A 17,153-nucleotide genomic window follows, 5' to 3' on the forward strand; every position below is an offset into this window, starting at 1 on the left:
ATATTTTCCGCCAAGATGCGGTCTTCCACGAGACGGACCACGCGGTCCTTTGCATCCTGGTCAAATTTTTTGGGCATGTTCCAGATTTTCCCATCTACTCAAACGGAACAAAACCTGGGACACTTCATTTCGCCGCAATAGAAAACGAACCCTAGCCCTGCAACGTGGCGACGAAGACCCTGGGGCTGATAGCAACCTGGGCGACATCGTCGCCCTGCCGAAAGTGCGCGAGGCTCGTGATTCCGGGCGGTTGCAGGCAACGCCAATGTTTGACTCTCTCGATGAAGTCAGCGCCGAACATCTGATCTGGTGCACCGGTTTCCGACCCGCGCTGAACCCGATTAGGCATCTGCTCAATGGCACGACTCCAAAATATGCCGATCTACACTTAGTCGGTTACGGTGACTGGACTGGCCCCGGGTCAGCAACGATCACTGGAGTCGGCCCCTTCGCCAAAGAAACCGCACGGAAAATCGCAACCACATTCGGAAAAGAAGTGAAATAACCGGCAGGAAATAACCGTGGAACCTGTGCCCGTAAAAGTCATCAAGATGACAGTCATCAAGAAGACATCGTCATACCAGTAACTACCCAGCCCGGCTTCGTCGCAGGGTTTTTCCCGCAGGAAGCCACAACGCCGTCGAAAAGCTCTTGGGCCAGCGTCACGTGCCACGCTCGTCCATCACGGTGGCAGACTTCCACCACGGCAGCGTCGTCGTCAAGAGTTTCTACCTGCTGCGCAGAGACAAGATCCTGGTAATACAGTGTTTCTCCTGCCCCGATTAGCTGGCCAGCGACGGCGACCTCTGCGGCCTGGCTGGGCTCGTCGTACAGCCCGCGGCCCCGGTTGGCGGGATGAAAATACTTCCCTTCTAGAGCGCTAGCGACCAACTGCTCGCCTGCGTGTTCATTCATTCGACCGAAGCTATACCCCCAAGGCAGTAACAACATCGCTGGGGCGAAACGGTGGCCTTTGGTGTGTGAAGTTTCCCAAACCACGTCAGGGTTCGGCGATTGCTGATCTAAATGCGCAGCCAGTGGGCGGCCTTTCACCGCGCAACAGACATCCCGCTTGGCATGGGTGCACACCAGCACCAGCGGATCGTGGCTGGGGCGGGCTCCGAACTGCTGATTATTGCCGGGTCCTGTCAGATCCAACTGCAGAATATCTTCCGGCCCGTCGAGATAGAGCAGTTCTGCATAGGCTTGCTCCGGATACACCAGGTATGCACGATGGCGTTGCGGCATCTGGTGCCCGGCGCGGCCGGGTTTACGGATAAGTTGAAACCCCACACCAGAACCCAGGTGCGCTTTGATTTGCGCGGAAAGCTGCACACCGAAGGTATCGCCGTCGAGCACATCGTGACTCCAGCCGGCGGGCCATTCAAAAATGACATACATACGGTCGCGTTTGGCTGTACCCGGCATGGGTTCTACCTGTACATCGGAACAACGTGGGGCTTGGGATTGCGATGCAGTTTTCTGCGACTCAGTCATGCCATCTAGCCTAGAACACAATTGTGTAACGACTTGGTTGAGTCTTTTTATCTCTTTGTTTTTCTACCACCGTTACCTTGGAACCGACGTGCGGAAACGGCTACGGTGTTGGTTATGTTTTCCTTTCAGCAGCGCAAAACAAGCCTTGCCATCGTGGTGGTAAGTAGCTTGCTGCTGGGTGCGTGCGCGAACACGGATTCTGGTTCTGGCGCTGCTGGGGACACCCACGCTGGGTATTCTTCTCCTACCAATACGGATGCAGCGGCTGCAGGCGTGAGGGACAGTGCAAATTCAGCTGCTTATGATCTGCGTAACCCAGATACGCATTTGGCGGGTGCACATGATCCGCGGAATGCAGATTCCACGGCTAGTTCGGTCTCGACTGCCCCTTCCCAGCCGCCACAAACTCCGGCGTCACCTCAGCCCGAGCATTCTGCACCCGCGGGATTGACGGCTCTGGGTGATGCCGATGGTGCGCCAAAGACAGAACGTGTAGAAGCCCCTGCTGAGCTTGCTATCACCGATATTCGCATGGCTGGCCATGATGGCTTCGACCGCATCGTGTTTGAGATGGCAGGTAATGGGATGCCGGGCTGGTATGTCTCGTATACCGAGCAGCCTTTCCACCAGGGCTCAGGCAGGCCTGTAGAGATTGATCATCTCGTTGCACTGAATATCAATATCGACGGCACGGTGCGGCCAGAGACCATTGACAAGAAGCTTTCCGGCCCAGATTTGGACAAACTCATCGACAAAGCCAACGATTCGGCTAGTGAATCAGAGCAAGAGCTGGGTGTTATTAAGGATTTCATCCCTGGTGGCATGCATGATGGCCGTTCGCAGTATTTCTTGGCGCTGGACATGAAACAACCCTTTTCTGTGCAAGTTTTGCGCGGGCCGACGCGGCTGGTCATCGATATTTTGCACTAATACACAGCCTTAATACATAGCCTCAGTACATAGCCTCGATGCGCCAGCTGCGGCGCCACCACACCAACAACCAAGCTTTCGGGTACTTATCACCAGGGCTCTTGCCGACGAGCTGCATCCGCGCGAGTCGCTGCTCCTCTGCTTCCGTCTCACTGTCCCACCACCCGGTATCCACGGGCCAGGGCGCAGACCAGCCAAGCACACGGAATCTCTTATTGCCCCAAGCCATACCGACGGGATCTGCGCTGAGCACGGCTTCTACAGTGACAAACACCTCAGTGCCGTACTCATCGACTAAACGCACCCAGCTAGCTGGATGTTCTAGCCCGCCGCCAAGCCGTGTCGGCAATGGTGTAGGGATGGAGCCGATCACGCCGGTGGTGTGTTTATCGTGTTCTGGGGTATTTTCTGGGGCTTGCCCGTAGGGCAGAAAGCGCACACGCTCGGCGACTCCCCGGCCACCAGCAGCGTGTGGTTGTTGCACCGCATCAAAGCCAAATATGGACTGCAGCCGGGAGACCACGGTGGTAGTGGTTTCTTCTTCCACGGCAGTATCGGCTTCAATGATGGAGCCGGTGGTTGTCGGAGTTTGGGTTTCCAGTGGAATCAGGGATAATTCCACGATCGCCCCGGCCCCACCGCTGGAAAGCCATCCATCGAGTTGCCAGCGCACCCGTTCGGCGGTGGCGTGTTCTGTCAGTGCCGTGGTGGTGCGCCAGACTTGAGAAATCGTCGTTCCGTCGTCAGTTTCTGCCGCAATTTTGATGCGCACACAATTCAGTCCCTGTGCGGCCAGTTGCTGGTGCACCTGGTCGGCGAGCATGCGCGCAATAAAGGCGGCTTCATCAACACGCGTGATGGGCTCTTCCGGTGCGATGGTAGCCGACAGGTCCAGCTCTGCTGCATCGGGAGCGACTTTGCGTTGCTGTTGCGCGCTAGCGATGCGGTGGCAGTGCAGGCCCGCGCTGCCGAAGCGAGTGCTAATCGCAGTGGTAGGTAGTTCAGTAAGCTCCCCCAAGGTGGAAATACCCAGACCAGCAAGGGTTTCCACGGTGTCTTTCTGACAGCCCAGCGCGGGTTCTGCGAGCAGCACAGACAATGGTTGCTGCCGCAAGAATGCAGCGGACGCACAGGGCTGGACAACTGATCCAAGTACACGGTGCCGGGCAGCAATGATGGCAGTGGGTAGCTCGTCGGCAGCCCCAGCGGTGGCATCGATTCCCTCGTGTGCAGCAGCATCAATGAAATGTTCCAAGGCAGCGTGTTCACTGCCGTAGAAACGCGTGGCGGCAGTCAGGTTCAGCGCAACCATCCCAGGGCGTAGCACCTCAAGAGATGCAGAGACATCCTCCAGTTCCTCGACAATGGCGCTAAACAGGCGGCCGTCACGTTGCGGGTCGGTATCACGCACCACCATGGATGGGCACAATGCTTGGGCTGCGCGCAGTTTCATGCCACGGCGCACCCCATGACCGCGGGCTTTATCGCAGCACGCTGTGATGCGATAGTTGCTGGCCAATGCGATAGCCGGGCTTTCTGCGCTCATGGCCTGGCGGGTTTCTTCCAGCAATGCGGCTTGCACTGGCCAGTCTGGAAACCACAACACGGCAATGCGGTTATCTACCCTGCGGGAATGCTGTTGTCTCTCTACTGCAGACCGAATGCTTCGCTCTGCTGCCGGCTGAATGCGAGACGGAACCGTGGCAGTCATTTACTGCACCGCCTGTAGTGGCTCGGCGCTGCCAGGTACTGCGCTGACTGGTACTGCGACGCCAGGTCCGGCGGTATTAGGTACGGCGCTGGAGCGCGCACCACACGTGAGCATGACAGGCCCATTCCGGTGGGTTTTGCTGTAGGAGCTGACCGCAATTTCTGCATTTCTGATGCGCCCAGTACCACAACCGATGCCAGAAAAACCAGTCACCTGAGCATTAATTGTCAACGCAGGTGAGGGCACTTGTGCACCAACGGTGAGCACAGCCGCCCTACCCTTGCGGACTTTCGCCAGTAGCGGGCGTGCTTGCGTAGGGCTCAAAGTATGGGTACGAGGGCTGCGATAAATCAACACATCTACACCTTCTGCCAGCACGCCGAGCACCGTTATCCACTCTTTGCCCGGGTTGGGAACCGTGATGATTTTTGAGAGATCCCCGCTTTCCGCGACCTGCGCCAAGGAAAGTTCTGACCAGTTCACAATAGCGACTGTTTTTCCCTGTGCGCTAATTTGTGCGATAAGTTCAGCGACGAGTGCAGGGCAATCATTACAATGAGACACAGAGCTTTTCGGCAACCCACCGGCGGGAATAACGCCAGCGAGCTGACCGGACAATTCCACCACACGGTATGGGCCTACAGAAGATTCATTTCCTTCAGGAACGGAATCATTGCTGAGCAGGCGCGGTTTTTGTTGAACAGGAGTTAAGTTTGCTGCGGACTCTAAACCAGCAATTTTATTCCGCAATGCCGCCACACGCTCCGCACGCACGTCGGCAAGAACAGCTACAGATTCTTGCCGCTTTTGCCCTTCCTGCGCACGAATACCTGTTTGAATCATAGCGACAGTATGGCACAGGTTTTCTAAACTAGCAACCATGTTCGAACACTTGAGGCTGATAAACAATCCCCCGCACGCAAAACAGCCCCGCTACACCTACAGTTGGTGTAGCGGGGCTGCGCTAGGCACTAGATTCTGGCGATTATTCCCATTCGATAGTTCCTGGTGGCTTGGAAGTCACGTCGACGACCACTCGGTTGACCTCCGCAACCTCATTGGTGATACGCGTGGAGATCGTCTCCAGCACCTCATATGGCACGCGCGTCCAATCGGCGGTCATTGCATCTTCCGAGGACACCGGGCGCAGCACAATCGGGTGGCCGTAGGTACGGCCATCGCCCTGCACGCCGACAGAGCGCACGTCGGCAAGCAAAACCACTGGGCACTGCCAAATCTCGGCATCCATGCCGGCAGCCGTCAGCTCTTCGCGGGCAATCAGGTCGGCAGCACGCAAGGTTTCCAAGCGATCCGCGGTAACCTCGCCAATGATGCGGATACCCAAACCAGGGCCCGGGAACGGCTGGCGCGAAACAATCTCATCCGGCAAGCCCAGTTCACGACCCACGGCGCGGACTTCATCTTTGAATAGCAGACGCAGCGGCTCAACGAGTTCAAATTCCACATCATCCGGCAAACCACCGACGTTGTGGTGCGATTTAATATTCGCAGTACCCGATCCCCCACCGGATTCCACCACATCCGGGTACAGCGTGCCCTGCACCAAGAAGTCCACGGAGGCACCTTCTGGTGCATCATCCAACACGCCAGCCACGGCGCGCTCGAAGGAACGGATAAACTCCGCACCAATCGCCTTACGCTTGGCCTCCGGATCGGTCACCCCAGCCAATTTCTGCAAGAATGCCTCACGCTCATCGACCGTCACCAAACGGGCGCCCGTCGCGGCGACGAAGTCCTTTTCCACCTGCTCGCGCTCACCGGAACGCAGCAAACCGTGATCAACGAAAACACAAGTTAACCGGTCGCCAATCGCGCGCTGCACCAGTGCAGCGGCCACCGCGGAGTCCACGCCACCGGACAGACCACAAATCGCGCGGCCTTCCCCGATCTGGGCCCGGACATCTGCTACCAGGGACTCGGCAATAGCGCCTGGAGTCCACGTCGGCTGCAATCCCGCAACCTGCGTCAAGAAGCGTTCCAGCACCTGCTGGCCGTGAGGGCTGTGCAAAACCTCAGGGTGATACTGCACGCCAGCCATCTTCTTTTCCAAACACTCAAATGCCGCCACCGGTGCGCCGTCCGAAGTTGCGGTGACCTCAAAGCCTTCCGGTGCCTGCGAGACAGAGTCGCCGTGCGACATCCACACCTTGTGCGTATCCGCCAAACCTTCGTGCAACACGCCGCAACCGTCGGCAAGCGTCAGATCGGTGCGACCATATTCGCGCTTACCGGTCTGGGCGACGGTGCCGCCCAACGCGTGCGTCATCGCCTGGAAGCCGTAGCAAATACCGAATACTGGAACGCCCAGCTCCAGCAATTCAGGCTGCAACGACGGCGCACCATCGGCATACACAGAGCTCGGGCCACCGGTGAGCACCAGCGCGGCCGGGTTTTTCTCCCGGAACTGTTCAATCGGGGCATCATGGGCGATGACCTCGGAATACATCTGCGCCTCGCGCACACGACGCGCGATCAGCTGCGCATATTGCGCACCAAAGTCGACGACAAGGACAGGACGTGGAGTTGCTGCATCAGTCACGCCCCATAGTTTAACCCACCAGCTAGTCAGACGACACGCGCGCTTATGCGCAAGCTTGTTAAAGCTTGTCTGCACCCCGCGCCTGGTTGCTGGTTAGCAGCGCCCCGACTGGTGTTCACCGACTAGACGAGAGATTTAGGCACGCGGAATAATCATGCCCATGACGGGTTCGGCAAACCCCATTTCTGTCCTGTGCATCATCGGCTCGTGTATTTCTTTGCAGGTCGGTGCAGCACTAGCCATCCATCTATTCGACGATGGCGGCACCTGGGGAACCACAGCGGTACGGCTGCTCGTCGCCGGTACAATCTTGCTATTGTTTTCGCGGCCTCGCATTCGCGAATGGGACCGCCGGAGCACGCGGCGCGTGCAACCTGGCCAGTTCCACCGAAACCCTGTGGTTCGCTGTAGGAACCGGAATTCTGGGTTCGCTGGTGCCGTATTCGCTCGAATTGATTGCCCTACGTGGGCTAGCGCCCAACGCCTTTTCCATCCTGATCGCGCTCGAGCCCGTTTTCGCCGCATTCTTTGGTTGGCTTCTGTTAGCGCAACACATTAGTACCTTGAAACTGCTGGCTATCACGGTGGTGATTGCGGCATCCGTACTGCAAACCATTTCGACAGGCAAAGAGCGGTCCGCTGTCAACCTCGATGAGGCTGGCAGCGTGGGCGGTGCAGACTAGCGCACAGCCAGATCCACCTTCTGGAAGGACTTCAGGTCGGTATAGCCGCATTTTGCCATCGCACGACGCAAACCACCGACAAGATTCTGTCGGCCAAATGGGTCCGAGGCCGGACCATGCAGCACCTCTTTTAGGCTAAAGCTCGCATCGCTGCCTTCGGCAAGCGCATCATCGCGAGTATATTCCACAAAACCGCGTGGGAAGCTCGGGTGCCCAGCCACCGAAGGCCAGAACCAGCCATCAGCGGCGGCTTCCTGTGCTTGTGCCAACAAGGGACCCAGGACGACGGCATCGGCACCACAAGCAATAGTCTTGGCCATATCGCCAGCACTGAGCAGCAAGCCGTCGGCAAGAATGTGCACGTAACGCCCACCGGTTTCATCCAGGTAGTCCCGGCGCGCGGCAGCGATATCAGCAATCGCGGTGGCTTTCGGCACGTTGATGCCCAACGAAACATCATTGGTGTTCACGCCACCACCGACAATCACGCCAGCCGCGCCCGTGCGCATCAAGTGCAACGCGGTGGTGTAATCCACTGCTCCACCAGCAATAACAGGAACTTCCAGAGAACCGATAAATTCTTTCAGGTTCAGTGGCTCACCGTCGGCAGAAACGTGCTCGGCAGAAATCAGTGTGCCCTGGATAACCAGGATCTCGGTTCCCGCGGCAATCACCGTCGGCGCCAATTTGCGAGCGCGCTGCGGCGAGACGCGCACGGCGACGGTCACGCCAGATTCTCGAACTTGCGCGATACGGCTGGCCAGCAGCTCCTCGTTCAGCGGGAGTGCGTGCAGTTTCTGCAAGTACTCCGTCGGATTCGCCGCCTCAGTGACAGCCTTGAGCTGGCCTGCGAGGTCGTCGACACGCCCCCACAAGCCCTCAGCGTTAATGATGCCCAGGCCGCCCTGTTTACCCATCTCAATGATGAACTCCGGGCTCGCCAAAGCATCGGAAGCGTGCGAGCACACCGGGATATCGAAGTTGTAGGCGTCGATGCTCCAGGTGGTATCGACGTCTTTCGACGAGCGGGTGCGACGAGTCGGGATAATCGAAATATCCGCGAGCTCGTAGGTACGACGCGCCTCGCGGCCGATACCGATCTCTGCATATTCGCGCACGAAAAATTACCTTCCTTTAGCGGTAGTTGCTCTAGCTGTCGTTGCTCTAGCTGTCATTGCCCTAGCGGTAGTTCGGAGCTTCCATGGTCTGCTGCAAGTGGTGCGGGTGCGATTCCGCCAGGCCAGCCGCAGTGATCTGTACAAAACGCTTGGTTTTCAGCTCCGGGATCGAAGCAGAACCGGTATAGCCCATCGATGCGCGCAGACCACCAATGATCTGGTGGGTGATCGCATCAATTTCGCCGCGGTATGGAACCTTGCCTTCGACACCTTCTGGCACCAGTTTGTCCTCGCTGCGCACATCGGCCTGGAAGTAGCGGTCCTTGGAATACGAACGCTTCTCGCCCGTCAGGCCGCGACCTTGCATCGCCCCCATCGATCCCATGCCGCGGTAGCGCTTGTACTGCTTACCGCCGACGACGACGACATCGCCAGGAGATTCCTTAGTTCCAGCAAGCATGGAGCCCAACATCACGCAGTCTGCGCCTGCCGCCAGGGCTTTCGCGATATCGCCGGAGTATTGCATGCCGCCGTCGGCAATGACGGGAACCCCCGCCGGGCCTGCGACTGCAGCGGCTTCCAAAATCGCGGTGATCTGTGGGGCGCCCACGCCGGCGACCACACGCGTCGTACAAATCGAACCTGGCCCGATACCCACCTTGATGCCATCAGCACCGGCGTCGATCATCGCTTGCGCGGCTTCACGAGTGGCCAAGTTGCCGCCAACGACGTCGACCTGCGGGAAAGTCTTTTTTACTTGCGAGACCATCTCGAGAACCCGGTTGTTGTGCGCGTGGGCCGAGTCGACGACTAGCACGTCCACACCCGCTTTAACCAGGGCTTCAGCGCGTTGGAAGGACTCCTCACCGGTGCCGATACCTGCAGCGACCAGCAGGCGGCCTTCTTTATCCTTGGAAGCGTGCGGGAATTGCTCGGTTTTCACGAAATCTTTGACCGTGATCAGCCCGACGAGCTTGTTGTCATCGGTGACGATCGGAAGTTTTTCCACTTTGTTTTCGCTCAGCAGGCTCAGCGCTTCCTGCTTGCTCACGCCTTCTTTTGCAACCACCAGCGGCGTCGGCGTCATCACGTCTTGGACCAAGCGGTTCGGGTCTGCCTCGAAACGCATGTCACGGTTGGTGCAAATACCCACCAAGTGGCCTTCGCCGTCGACGACCGGCAGGCCGGAAATGCGGAAACGCGCGCAGAGATCATCCACGTCGGTAATCGTCATGTCCGGGCGAGCGGTCACTGGGTCGGTGACCATGCCGGATTCCGAGCGCTTCACAATCTCGACCTGCTGAGCCTGCTCTTCGATGGACAGATTGCGGTGCAGGACGCCAATGCCACCTTGGCGAGCCATGGCGATGGCCATGCGAGCCTCAGTCACAGTATCCATGGCAGCCGATGCCACCGGCAGGCCCAAATTGATGTTGCGGCTGAACCGCGAGGACACGTCAACCTCAGAAGGAACAACGTTGGATTCTGCAGGTAGCAGCAACACGTCATCGAATGTCAGGCCATAAAGCGCGACCTTGGCTGGGTCATCGCCACCAGTGTGTACGCGTTGGTCAGTCATTCCCAAGATTCTCCTTTTCCAGCTTGCAGCTTCGTGGCTTTCATCGTAGTTGCTCACATGCAAAACGGGTAGCCGGGGGAATTGAATATGAATGGTTTTGACAATAGTGTGTGCTATGTGGACTTTGATTCGAATATGCCCCGCGATCCCTTCGCCGATGATCCCAACGATCCGGCGTCGTTCCTCGATGCTGACGAGCCCATGCCGGAGCTTTCCGACGAAGAACGCATGATGTTGGAAAAGGACCTCCGCATGGTCCGCGGCATGGCGAGCATGCTGCCGCCTTTCGGCATCGACGGCATATTTTTCATCTGCGAAGACTGCGAAGAGCAGCACTATTACGACTGGGACATCATGGCCGCGAACATGCGCTCGACGCTTAATGGCGAACTCGCGCCCGTGCACGAGCCTTCAGCACAGCCAGACATGGATAAGTATGTCCCGTGGGAATACGCCGTGGGCTTCTACGACGGCTTAAACCGTCGGCGTCTGAATTAATGTGAACTAGCCGACGTGTTCTAGTTTTCGGAGCTCTAATTTTCGGCGCCCTGGTTGTTGGTCCGGTTTTCCCGACCCACCGGGGCGTCGTTGTTATCTGCTGCGCTTTGACCTTGTTCTCCTTGCCCCGGTACCTGTGGCTGCGGCTGTACCTGCGACGGCAGCTGGCCCGCACCATCGGCGCCTGATTGCCCTGGCTGCTGGCTCGCCGACGGCTGACGACTTGCCGACGGACGTGGGGCAGGTTCTTGGTCGGCATCCGGTGCTATTTGCGGAGCCTGCGGCATTGGCGATTCGGTCTTCGTGACGGTGACTTCTTTAGTTTCCGTAACGGTCTCGGGTGCGCGATCTTCTTCCGGCTGTGGGCGCACCCGTGTCACCGTCGCCCGCGGCTTCGAGGATTTGTTCTCTTTATTTTGCTTGGCTTCTTTGCTCTCCTGCAGATTATCCAGCAAGGTGCGGGCTTCAGCGATCAACTGCCGGGTGGTTTCTTCGTCACCGCGGTGAGCGCTGTCTTCCAATTGCTCCAGGGTAGTGGCGAGCTCGACGCGGGTTGCTTCTTCATCGTCAAACAGTGACTCGTGCACGCCCCAGAGTGGGGAATTCGGGGTGGCGTGATAAACACTCAGGCTGCCGACGGCAAACAGCGCCGTGGCCGCGGCTGCACCCACCAGGGCACTACCCCAGCCGAAGCGTCGAGAAGCTCCAAAACCAGAACCAGTACCGGCTCGATGTTTCGCAGGCTCATTGCCCCGCCCGTGACCAAAGGATCGACGGCGAGAGGGTTGGCGGCGAACAGAGTTCAGCACAACCACGTTATCGGATGCGCCCGTGGCATCGCCCGCTGGAGCGTCGGAAAGCTCAGGGGCGGCCGGGATGTCGGATTCAATCTCGGCGCGCAAACCCAACAGTGCTGCCGCCACAGGATCGTGCCCCTGCGAGGGGTCAATTCCCTGCGACAACTGATCCAGGAAGAAATCGTCATTCTCCCAGTCCTGTCGGTTCACATTCACTCCCTTGAATTCTCTTCATCTATACGCGCACGCAATTGCGCTAGCGCACGATGTTGTGCCACTCGAACCGCACCGGGGGTGCTACCCAGTGCTTGTGCTGTTTCTTCTGCAGTCAGCCCCACGAATACACGCATAATGATGATGTCCCGTGCCTTGTCATTTAACGTATCGAGGATCTCGCGAACTGTGTTACAACCATCCGATTCTAACGCAGCATCTTCTGGGGTGGGAAGCCTGTCTGGTTCTTCCGGCATCTCTTCTGCAGGGTGCAACCGGTCTTTGCCCATGAAGCGATGAGCATCGGCGACTTTATTGAATGCGATGCCGTAGACAAAAGCCATGAAAGGCCGACCGCGATCAACGAATTTGTGCATCGACGTCGCTACCGCAAGGCATACCTCCTGGGCGACGTCTTCGGCCGTCGGGGTTTTCCCGCCACCAATGCGGGCGCGACAATAGCGCAGCACCTGCGGATGAATAATCCGCATGACATGCTGCATGGCACGGCGATCCCCATCTATTGCTTGGGGAACATACCGTGCGAGTTCGTCGTCAGAATCGCTCACGTCCCACATCTTTCGTTGACTTCGCGTCATTTTCTCCGGTCTATCTTATCGCCGGAGGCACACGCCTGGGGAATTCAGCTAGGCTTATTCGTTTCTCGGCTCGCCCCATATTTTGTTGGCACTGTTATCTAGTTCACATTAGGGCCTCACACACAAAAAGCCACCCCAGGTTTCGTCTGGGATGGCTTTTGCAGTTGATTAGGCAGCTAGCTGTCGTACTCCGACACCGTCAGAGCCGACACAGCCAGAGTCAACACCGTCAGAGTCGACACTGTCAGAGCCAGCACTGCCAAAGCTAGTGGTTAGTGATGGTGGTGGCCGTGGCCGCCCTCGGAATCCTCAGATTCCGCTGGCTTGTCGACGACCGAGGCCTCAGTAGTCAGCACCATGCGGGCGACTGAGGAAGCATTAACCACAGCCGAGTGCGCGACCTTCACTGGGTCGATGATGCCGTTTTCAATGAGGTTGCCATATTCCAGGTTGGCGGCGTTGAAGCCTTCACCGTTGGCCATCTCTGCGATGCGGGAGACGACCACAGCGCCATCCTCACCGGCATTGTGGGCAATCCAGAATGCCGGTTTGGTCAGCGCGCGAGCGACAGATTCCACACCCACGCGGGCTTCGCCATCGAATTCCTGGGCATAAGATTTCAACGTTTCAGCAATCTGTACCAGCGCGGAACCGCCACCAGCGATGACACCTTCTTCCACAGCCGCGCGGGCGGCGTTGATGGCGTCTTCTACCCGCAGCTTGCGCTCGTTGACTTCCGTTTCGGTAGCGGCACCAATGCGGATGACAGCCACGCCACCGGACAGTTTCGCCAGCCGTTCTTCGGCCTTTTCTTTGTCCCAGGTGGAATCGGTGGCCTCGATCTCGCGGCGAATCTTTTCGCGACGCTCTTCCAACGCTGCGTCGGAACCGGCGCCGTCGACGAGCACGGTCTCGTCCTTCTCGACGGTGATACGACGCGCGGAGCCCAGCACTTCCAGGCCAGCCTCGTTGAGGTTGACGCCGATTTCTGGATCCACGACGGTTGCATCAGTCACGACTGCCAGATCATCCATGAACGCTTTACGACGATCACCGAAGTACGGAGCCTTCACGGCAGCCACCTTCAGCGTCTTGCGGATCGCGTTGACCACCAGTGCCTGCAGGGCTTCGCCCTCGATGTCTTCAGCGACGATCAGGACTGGCTTGCCGGCCTCAGCGATCTTTTCCAGCAACGGCAAGAAATCTGGCAACGAGGAAATCTTGTTGCGCACCAGCAGCACGTATGGATCGTCCAACACGGCCTGCTGGGTTTCTTGATCGGTGACGAAATACGGCGACAAGAAGCCCTTGTCGAAGGCAACACCTTCGGTGACCTCGACGGAAGAATCCATGGATTGCGATTCTTCGACGGTGACCACACCGTCTTTGCCGACCTTGTCCATTGCACCGGCGACCATCTCGCCGACCTCGCTATCGCGCGAGGAGACCGTGGCGACCTGAGCGATTTCTGCGCTGGAATTGACCTGCGTCGCCCGTGCTTTGAGCTCTTCAACGGTCTTTTCGGCCGCCGCAGCGATTCCGCGGTTGAGCTCTACCGGATTCGCGCCAGAAGCAACGTTACGCAGGCCTTCAAAGATCAGCGCTTGGGCCAGCAGCGTCGCGGTGGTGGTACCGTCACCGGCGACGTCATTGGTTTTCACCGCAACGGATTTCACCAACTGCGCACCAAGGTTTTCGAAAGGCTCGGACAGGTCGATGTCACGCGCGATGGTCACGCCGTCGTTGGTGACCAGCGGGCCGCCAAATGCTTTGTCCAGCACCACGTTGCGACCACGTGGGCCGAGGGTGACCTTGACGGTATCGGCGAGCGTGTCGACGCCGGCCTGCAGATGCTCACGCGCCTGTTGATCAAAAGCAATGAGTTTTGCCATAGCGGCTTACTCCTCCTTACTTTTCGATAACTGCCAGCAGGTCACGAGCCGAAAGCAGCAGGTATTCCTGGCCTTCGTACTTCAGCTCAGTGCCGCCGAACTTAGAGAAGATGACGGTGTCGCCTTCGTTCACATCTGGCTTGACGCGCTCACCCTTGTCGTCGGTGCGGCCTGGGCCGACAGCGATGACGGTGGCTTCTTGTGGCTTTTCCTTAGCAGAATCTGGGATAACCAGGCCGGATGCCGTGGTGGTTTCTGCTTCTTTGATCTGCACAAGAACTTTGTCTTCGAGCGGTTTGATGTTTGCCACGATGATTCCTTTCGTGAAATCAGGTCCAATGCGTGCGATCACCATTCTGACCAGCACGCGAAGCTGTTATGTGCCGGTTGTGGATGTCCAGCACAGCCGTCGTCGCGGGTGAACAACTGTGGGTCAAACAACCTATTAGCACTCTACCTATCCAAGTGCTAAGTGACAACTATCTTGAGCGTCATGCTAGCAAGTTCTGGGCGCAGGCTGAACAATCTCGAAGATGCGGCACGCGCGTATTAGGACCCCAATTCCAACGACGGATCCGTCGCCACGTCCCAGCTTGCAGGTTGTTGCCCATGCGCAATCTGTTGCGCGCCCGCAGCCGCAATCATCAGCCCGTTATCCGTGCAGTATTCAAAGCGTGGCACCCGCAGCGTGATGCCGACGGAATCACAGCGCCGCTGAGCTAACGCACGCAGCCGCGAATTTGCCGCGACTCCCCCGCCCAACAGCAACGTCGTCGCCCCAGTATCCTGGCAGGCCATCACTGCCTTTTTTGTCAACACATCGCAGACGGCTTCCTGGAATGACGCACACAGATCTTCTGCATTGATCGATTCGCCATCCCGTTCCGCCTTTTCCACGAATCGCGCGACCGAGGTTTTCACGCCAGAAAAAGAGAAATCGTAACGGTGCTCCCCGCGCAAATCTTCCGCGCGCGAGAGTCCACGAGGGAAATCCACAGTCACCTGCCCTTGCCGGGCCAGCTTGTCGATCAGCGGCCCGCCCGGGTAACCCAATCCCAGCAAACGTGACACCTTGTCGTAGGCTTCCCCCGCTGCGTCGTCAAGCGTGGCGCCCAGCTCCCGGTAGCGGTGGTTGGCGTCATCGACCTCCAACAACGAGGTGTGGCCACCAGAGACCAACAGGGCCACCGCATGCGGCAACGGCTCGCCTTCCAGATTGGCCACCGCGACGTGACCAGCGAGGTGGTTAACCCCGTAAAACGGAACACCCCAGCCCGCGGCATAGGCTTTTGCACCAGCCACCCCGACCAGCAGCGCGCCTGCCAAGCCCGGGCCGATCGTGGCGGCAACGGCATCCGGCTTTTCGATTCCAGCATCGTCCAACGCCTGCTGCATCACCTGCGGCAGTGCTTCGAGATGGGCACGTGAGGCAATCTCTGGGACCACACCACCAAACCGCGCGTGCTGTTCCATCGAACTTGCCACGACATTCGCCAGCACGTCGATGCGTGGTTGCTGCGGGTTAGTTCCTGGTTCGGGAGTATGCAAGCGAACAATGCCGACGCCGGTCTCATCACACGAGGATTCGATTCCGAGGATGATCATGGTGTAGTCCTTTCGGCATTTCCGTCGTTATCGACTGCTTGCTCACTGTCGTTAGCTTCTTCGCTGCCGTTAGCTTCAGCGCTGGGTTGCGGCAGTCTCTGCATCGTGTAGGCATCTCCGCCACCGGCATAGTATTTTTTGCGCGTACCGATAGTGCTAAACCCATAGGTGCGGTACATGGTGATAGCTGGCTCATTATCGGTGCGCACCTCCAGGAAGATCGGTGCATTGGTGCGGTCTGCAACGAAGCAAAAATTATCCATCAACATGCGCGCGATACCGCGTCGTTGTGCACGTGGATCTACCCCAATGGTGTGAATTTCAAATTCTGGGTCTTCTGCCGGACCCAGCTGCGCCAACCCGGCATAGCCAAGTAGTATCCGCGCCGGAGGCTTTGCTGCTTCAGTTGTGAACACTTCTTCAACACCGAGATAAAAAGTATTCGGAGCAGCAAATTCTGCGAGGAAAGCGTGTTCTGGCCACGGGCCCTCGTCCGCGAACAGCACGCGTTCTAGTTGCGCGCAGCGAGTAGCATCAGCAGGACCAAGTTCGCGCAGATGCAATTGCCGTTGCTCGCGCTGGGGAAATTCGGCCGTCATCGATCCGCCCAGCGCAGCGCTGCAGAGACAGGTTTGGCTGCGGGTTCTTTGGCATCCGGACGGCGCAGATACAACGGCGTCAACGGCTGCGGTTCTGCAGCAAAATCAGCTACCGCTACCAGCCCCCGTGCACTCGGCACCGCGGGGATGGTTTCAGCTTCTGCACGGGCGCGCAGTTTCTCCGGCATTCGCGCAGCGATGGTGGGGTGTGCCACCACACGGGAGGCGCCTGCGAGCAATTCTTCTGCGGGGCCAACCTCCGGTCCGGCGGTGCGCCGCGGTATTCCCCGCCCTGCACCTGGAGTGCCTTTGGCCTCGTCCAGCACGTCGCCGACGGCACCATAACGCGCCCAATAGGTTTCCCGACGACGCGCATCCGTGGCCACCAATAGTCCGCCATCGTGCCCAGCAGTGCCGTCGACAAGCACACCAGGCGCACCGTTGTTTGTTGCGCCGCTGTGCTCATTAAGGGGCTCATTAAGGGCGCGCCAGGCAATCGCATCATGCGAACACACCCCATACACCTTGATGCCCAGAGCGTGACCGAGACCAGACGCTGTCGCCATTCCGACGCGTAACCCACTGAATGGCCCCGGACCGCAACCAACAACGATCGCAGCAAGCTCATTCATCTGCGTGCCAGTGGAGTCGAGCAACTCCATAATTTTCGGCATCAGCAATTCGTTATGCGCGCGGGTATTGTCCACCGTATTCTCTACGGCCCGGGCTGTGTGTAGGCTTTGAGCCGTTGCCACAGAATCCGCATCCGCACCGATTACTCGGCCAATAACCAGGCCAGTAACCAAGCCGGTAACCAAACTGGGCGTTGAAGTATCAAGGGCCAAAACCGGCCCGTGAGCACTAGTGGACAT

At 58.3% G+C, this 17,153-nt stretch carries 16 protein-coding genes and 1 pseudogene; 4 read left to right on the forward strand and 13 right to left on the reverse strand.

Annotation, left to right across the window (positions count from 1 at the left end; genetic code table 11):
- Window positions 1-505: pseudogene (locus U1140_RS02535) on the forward strand (hypothetical protein); the annotation flags it as partial.
- A 56-nt stretch (window positions 506-561) separates the two neighbouring features.
- Here U1140_RS02535 and U1140_RS02540 read toward each other — a convergent pair.
- Window positions 562-1,497 (reverse strand): sucrase ferredoxin, encoded by a 936-nt coding sequence (locus tag U1140_RS02540; protein ID WP_369845913.1) that lies wholly within the window; start codon window positions 1,495-1,497, stop codon window positions 562-564.
- A 114-nt stretch (window positions 1,498-1,611) separates the two neighbouring features.
- Between U1140_RS02540 and U1140_RS02545 the strand changes: the two genes are divergently transcribed.
- Window positions 1,612-2,427: an AMIN-like domain-containing (lipo)protein gene (locus tag U1140_RS02545; protein ID WP_369845914.1), complete on the forward strand. Its 816-nt coding sequence runs from the start codon at window positions 1,612-1,614 to the stop codon at window positions 2,425-2,427.
- 22 nt (window positions 2,428-2,449) lie between these two features.
- On the opposite strand, the gene U1140_RS02550 is transcribed toward U1140_RS02545, so the two are convergent.
- From U1140_RS02550 to guaA, 3 genes are all read right to left on the reverse strand, one after another.
- Window positions 2,450-4,138, reverse strand: a complete 1,689-nt coding sequence (locus tag U1140_RS02550) for a Y-family DNA polymerase (RefSeq protein WP_369845915.1) — start codon at window positions 4,136-4,138, stop codon at window positions 2,450-2,452.
- A complete protein-coding gene (locus U1140_RS02555; protein ID WP_369845916.1) occupies window positions 4,139-4,981 on the reverse strand; it encodes a flagellar biosynthesis anti-sigma factor FlgM in 843 nt (280 codons plus the stop codon).
- A gap of 142 nt (window positions 4,982-5,123) precedes the next feature.
- A complete protein-coding gene (gene guaA, locus U1140_RS02560) occupies window positions 5,124-6,698 on the reverse strand; it encodes a glutamine-hydrolyzing GMP synthase (RefSeq protein WP_369845917.1) in 1,575 nt (524 codons plus the stop codon).
- Between the two features lie 257 nt (window positions 6,699-6,955).
- On the opposite strand from guaA, the gene U1140_RS02565 reads away from it, so the two are divergent.
- Window positions 6,956-7,381 carry an EamA family transporter gene (locus U1140_RS02565; RefSeq protein ID WP_369845918.1) on the forward strand — a complete coding sequence of 142 codons (426 nt, stop codon included), beginning with the start codon at window positions 6,956-6,958 and terminating at the stop codon, window positions 7,379-7,381.
- Here U1140_RS02565 and U1140_RS02570 read toward each other — a convergent pair.
- Window positions 7,378-8,499, reverse strand: a complete 1,122-nt coding sequence (locus U1140_RS02570; RefSeq protein ID WP_369845919.1) for a GuaB3 family IMP dehydrogenase-related protein — start codon at window positions 8,497-8,499, stop codon at window positions 7,378-7,380. The genes U1140_RS02565 and U1140_RS02570 overlap by 4 nt on opposite strands.
- Before the next feature lie 61 nt (window positions 8,500-8,560).
- Window positions 8,561-10,078: an IMP dehydrogenase gene (gene guaB, locus U1140_RS02575; RefSeq protein WP_369845920.1), complete on the reverse strand. Its 1,518-nt coding sequence runs from the start codon at window positions 10,076-10,078 to the stop codon at window positions 8,561-8,563.
- Between the two features lie 87 nt (window positions 10,079-10,165).
- Between guaB and U1140_RS02580 the strand changes: the two genes are divergently transcribed.
- A complete protein-coding gene (locus U1140_RS02580; RefSeq protein WP_369845921.1) occupies window positions 10,166-10,576 on the forward strand; it encodes a DUF5319 domain-containing protein in 411 nt (136 codons plus the stop codon).
- A gap of 35 nt (window positions 10,577-10,611) precedes the next feature.
- Here U1140_RS02580 and U1140_RS02585 read toward each other — a convergent pair whose 3' ends face one another.
- From U1140_RS02585 to tsaB, 7 genes are all read right to left on the reverse strand, one after another.
- Window positions 10,612-11,583, reverse strand: coding sequence for a hypothetical protein (locus tag U1140_RS02585; protein ID WP_369845922.1), 972 nt, complete (start codon window positions 11,581-11,583; stop codon window positions 10,612-10,614).
- A 2-nt stretch (window positions 11,584-11,585) separates the two neighbouring features.
- Window positions 11,586-12,155 carry a sigma-70 family RNA polymerase sigma factor gene (locus tag U1140_RS02590; RefSeq protein ID WP_369845923.1) on the reverse strand — a complete coding sequence of 190 codons (570 nt, stop codon included), beginning with the start codon at window positions 12,153-12,155 and terminating at the stop codon, window positions 11,586-11,588.
- Between the two features lie 302 nt (window positions 12,156-12,457).
- Window positions 12,458-14,077 carry a chaperonin GroEL gene (gene groL / locus U1140_RS02595; protein WP_369845924.1) on the reverse strand — a complete coding sequence of 540 codons (1,620 nt, stop codon included), beginning with the start codon at window positions 14,075-14,077 and terminating at the stop codon, window positions 12,458-12,460.
- Between the two features lie 16 nt (window positions 14,078-14,093).
- Complete coding sequence (groES, locus tag U1140_RS02600; RefSeq protein ID WP_306515692.1) at window positions 14,094-14,393, reverse strand: co-chaperone GroES; 300 nt, start codon at window positions 14,391-14,393, stop codon at window positions 14,094-14,096.
- Window positions 14,394-14,626: 233 nt separating this feature from the next.
- Window positions 14,627-15,682 (reverse strand): tRNA (adenosine(37)-N6)-threonylcarbamoyltransferase complex transferase subunit TsaD, encoded by a 1,056-nt coding sequence (tsaD, locus tag U1140_RS02605; RefSeq protein WP_369845925.1) that lies wholly within the window; start codon window positions 15,680-15,682, stop codon window positions 14,627-14,629.
- Window positions 15,679-16,281: a GNAT family N-acetyltransferase gene (locus tag U1140_RS02610; protein WP_369845926.1), complete on the reverse strand. Its 603-nt coding sequence runs from the start codon at window positions 16,279-16,281 to the stop codon at window positions 15,679-15,681. Before U1140_RS02610 ends, tsaD begins: the two co-directional genes overlap by 4 nt.
- Complete coding sequence (gene tsaB / locus U1140_RS02615; RefSeq protein ID WP_369845927.1) at window positions 16,278-17,153, reverse strand: tRNA (adenosine(37)-N6)-threonylcarbamoyltransferase complex dimerization subunit type 1 TsaB; 876 nt, start codon at window positions 17,151-17,153, stop codon at window positions 16,278-16,280. Before tsaB ends, U1140_RS02610 begins: the two co-directional genes overlap by 4 nt.

The organism is Corynebacterium drakensteinense, from assembly GCF_041224285.1.
Classification (GTDB): domain Bacteria; phylum Actinomycetota; class Actinomycetes; order Mycobacteriales; family Mycobacteriaceae; genus Corynebacterium.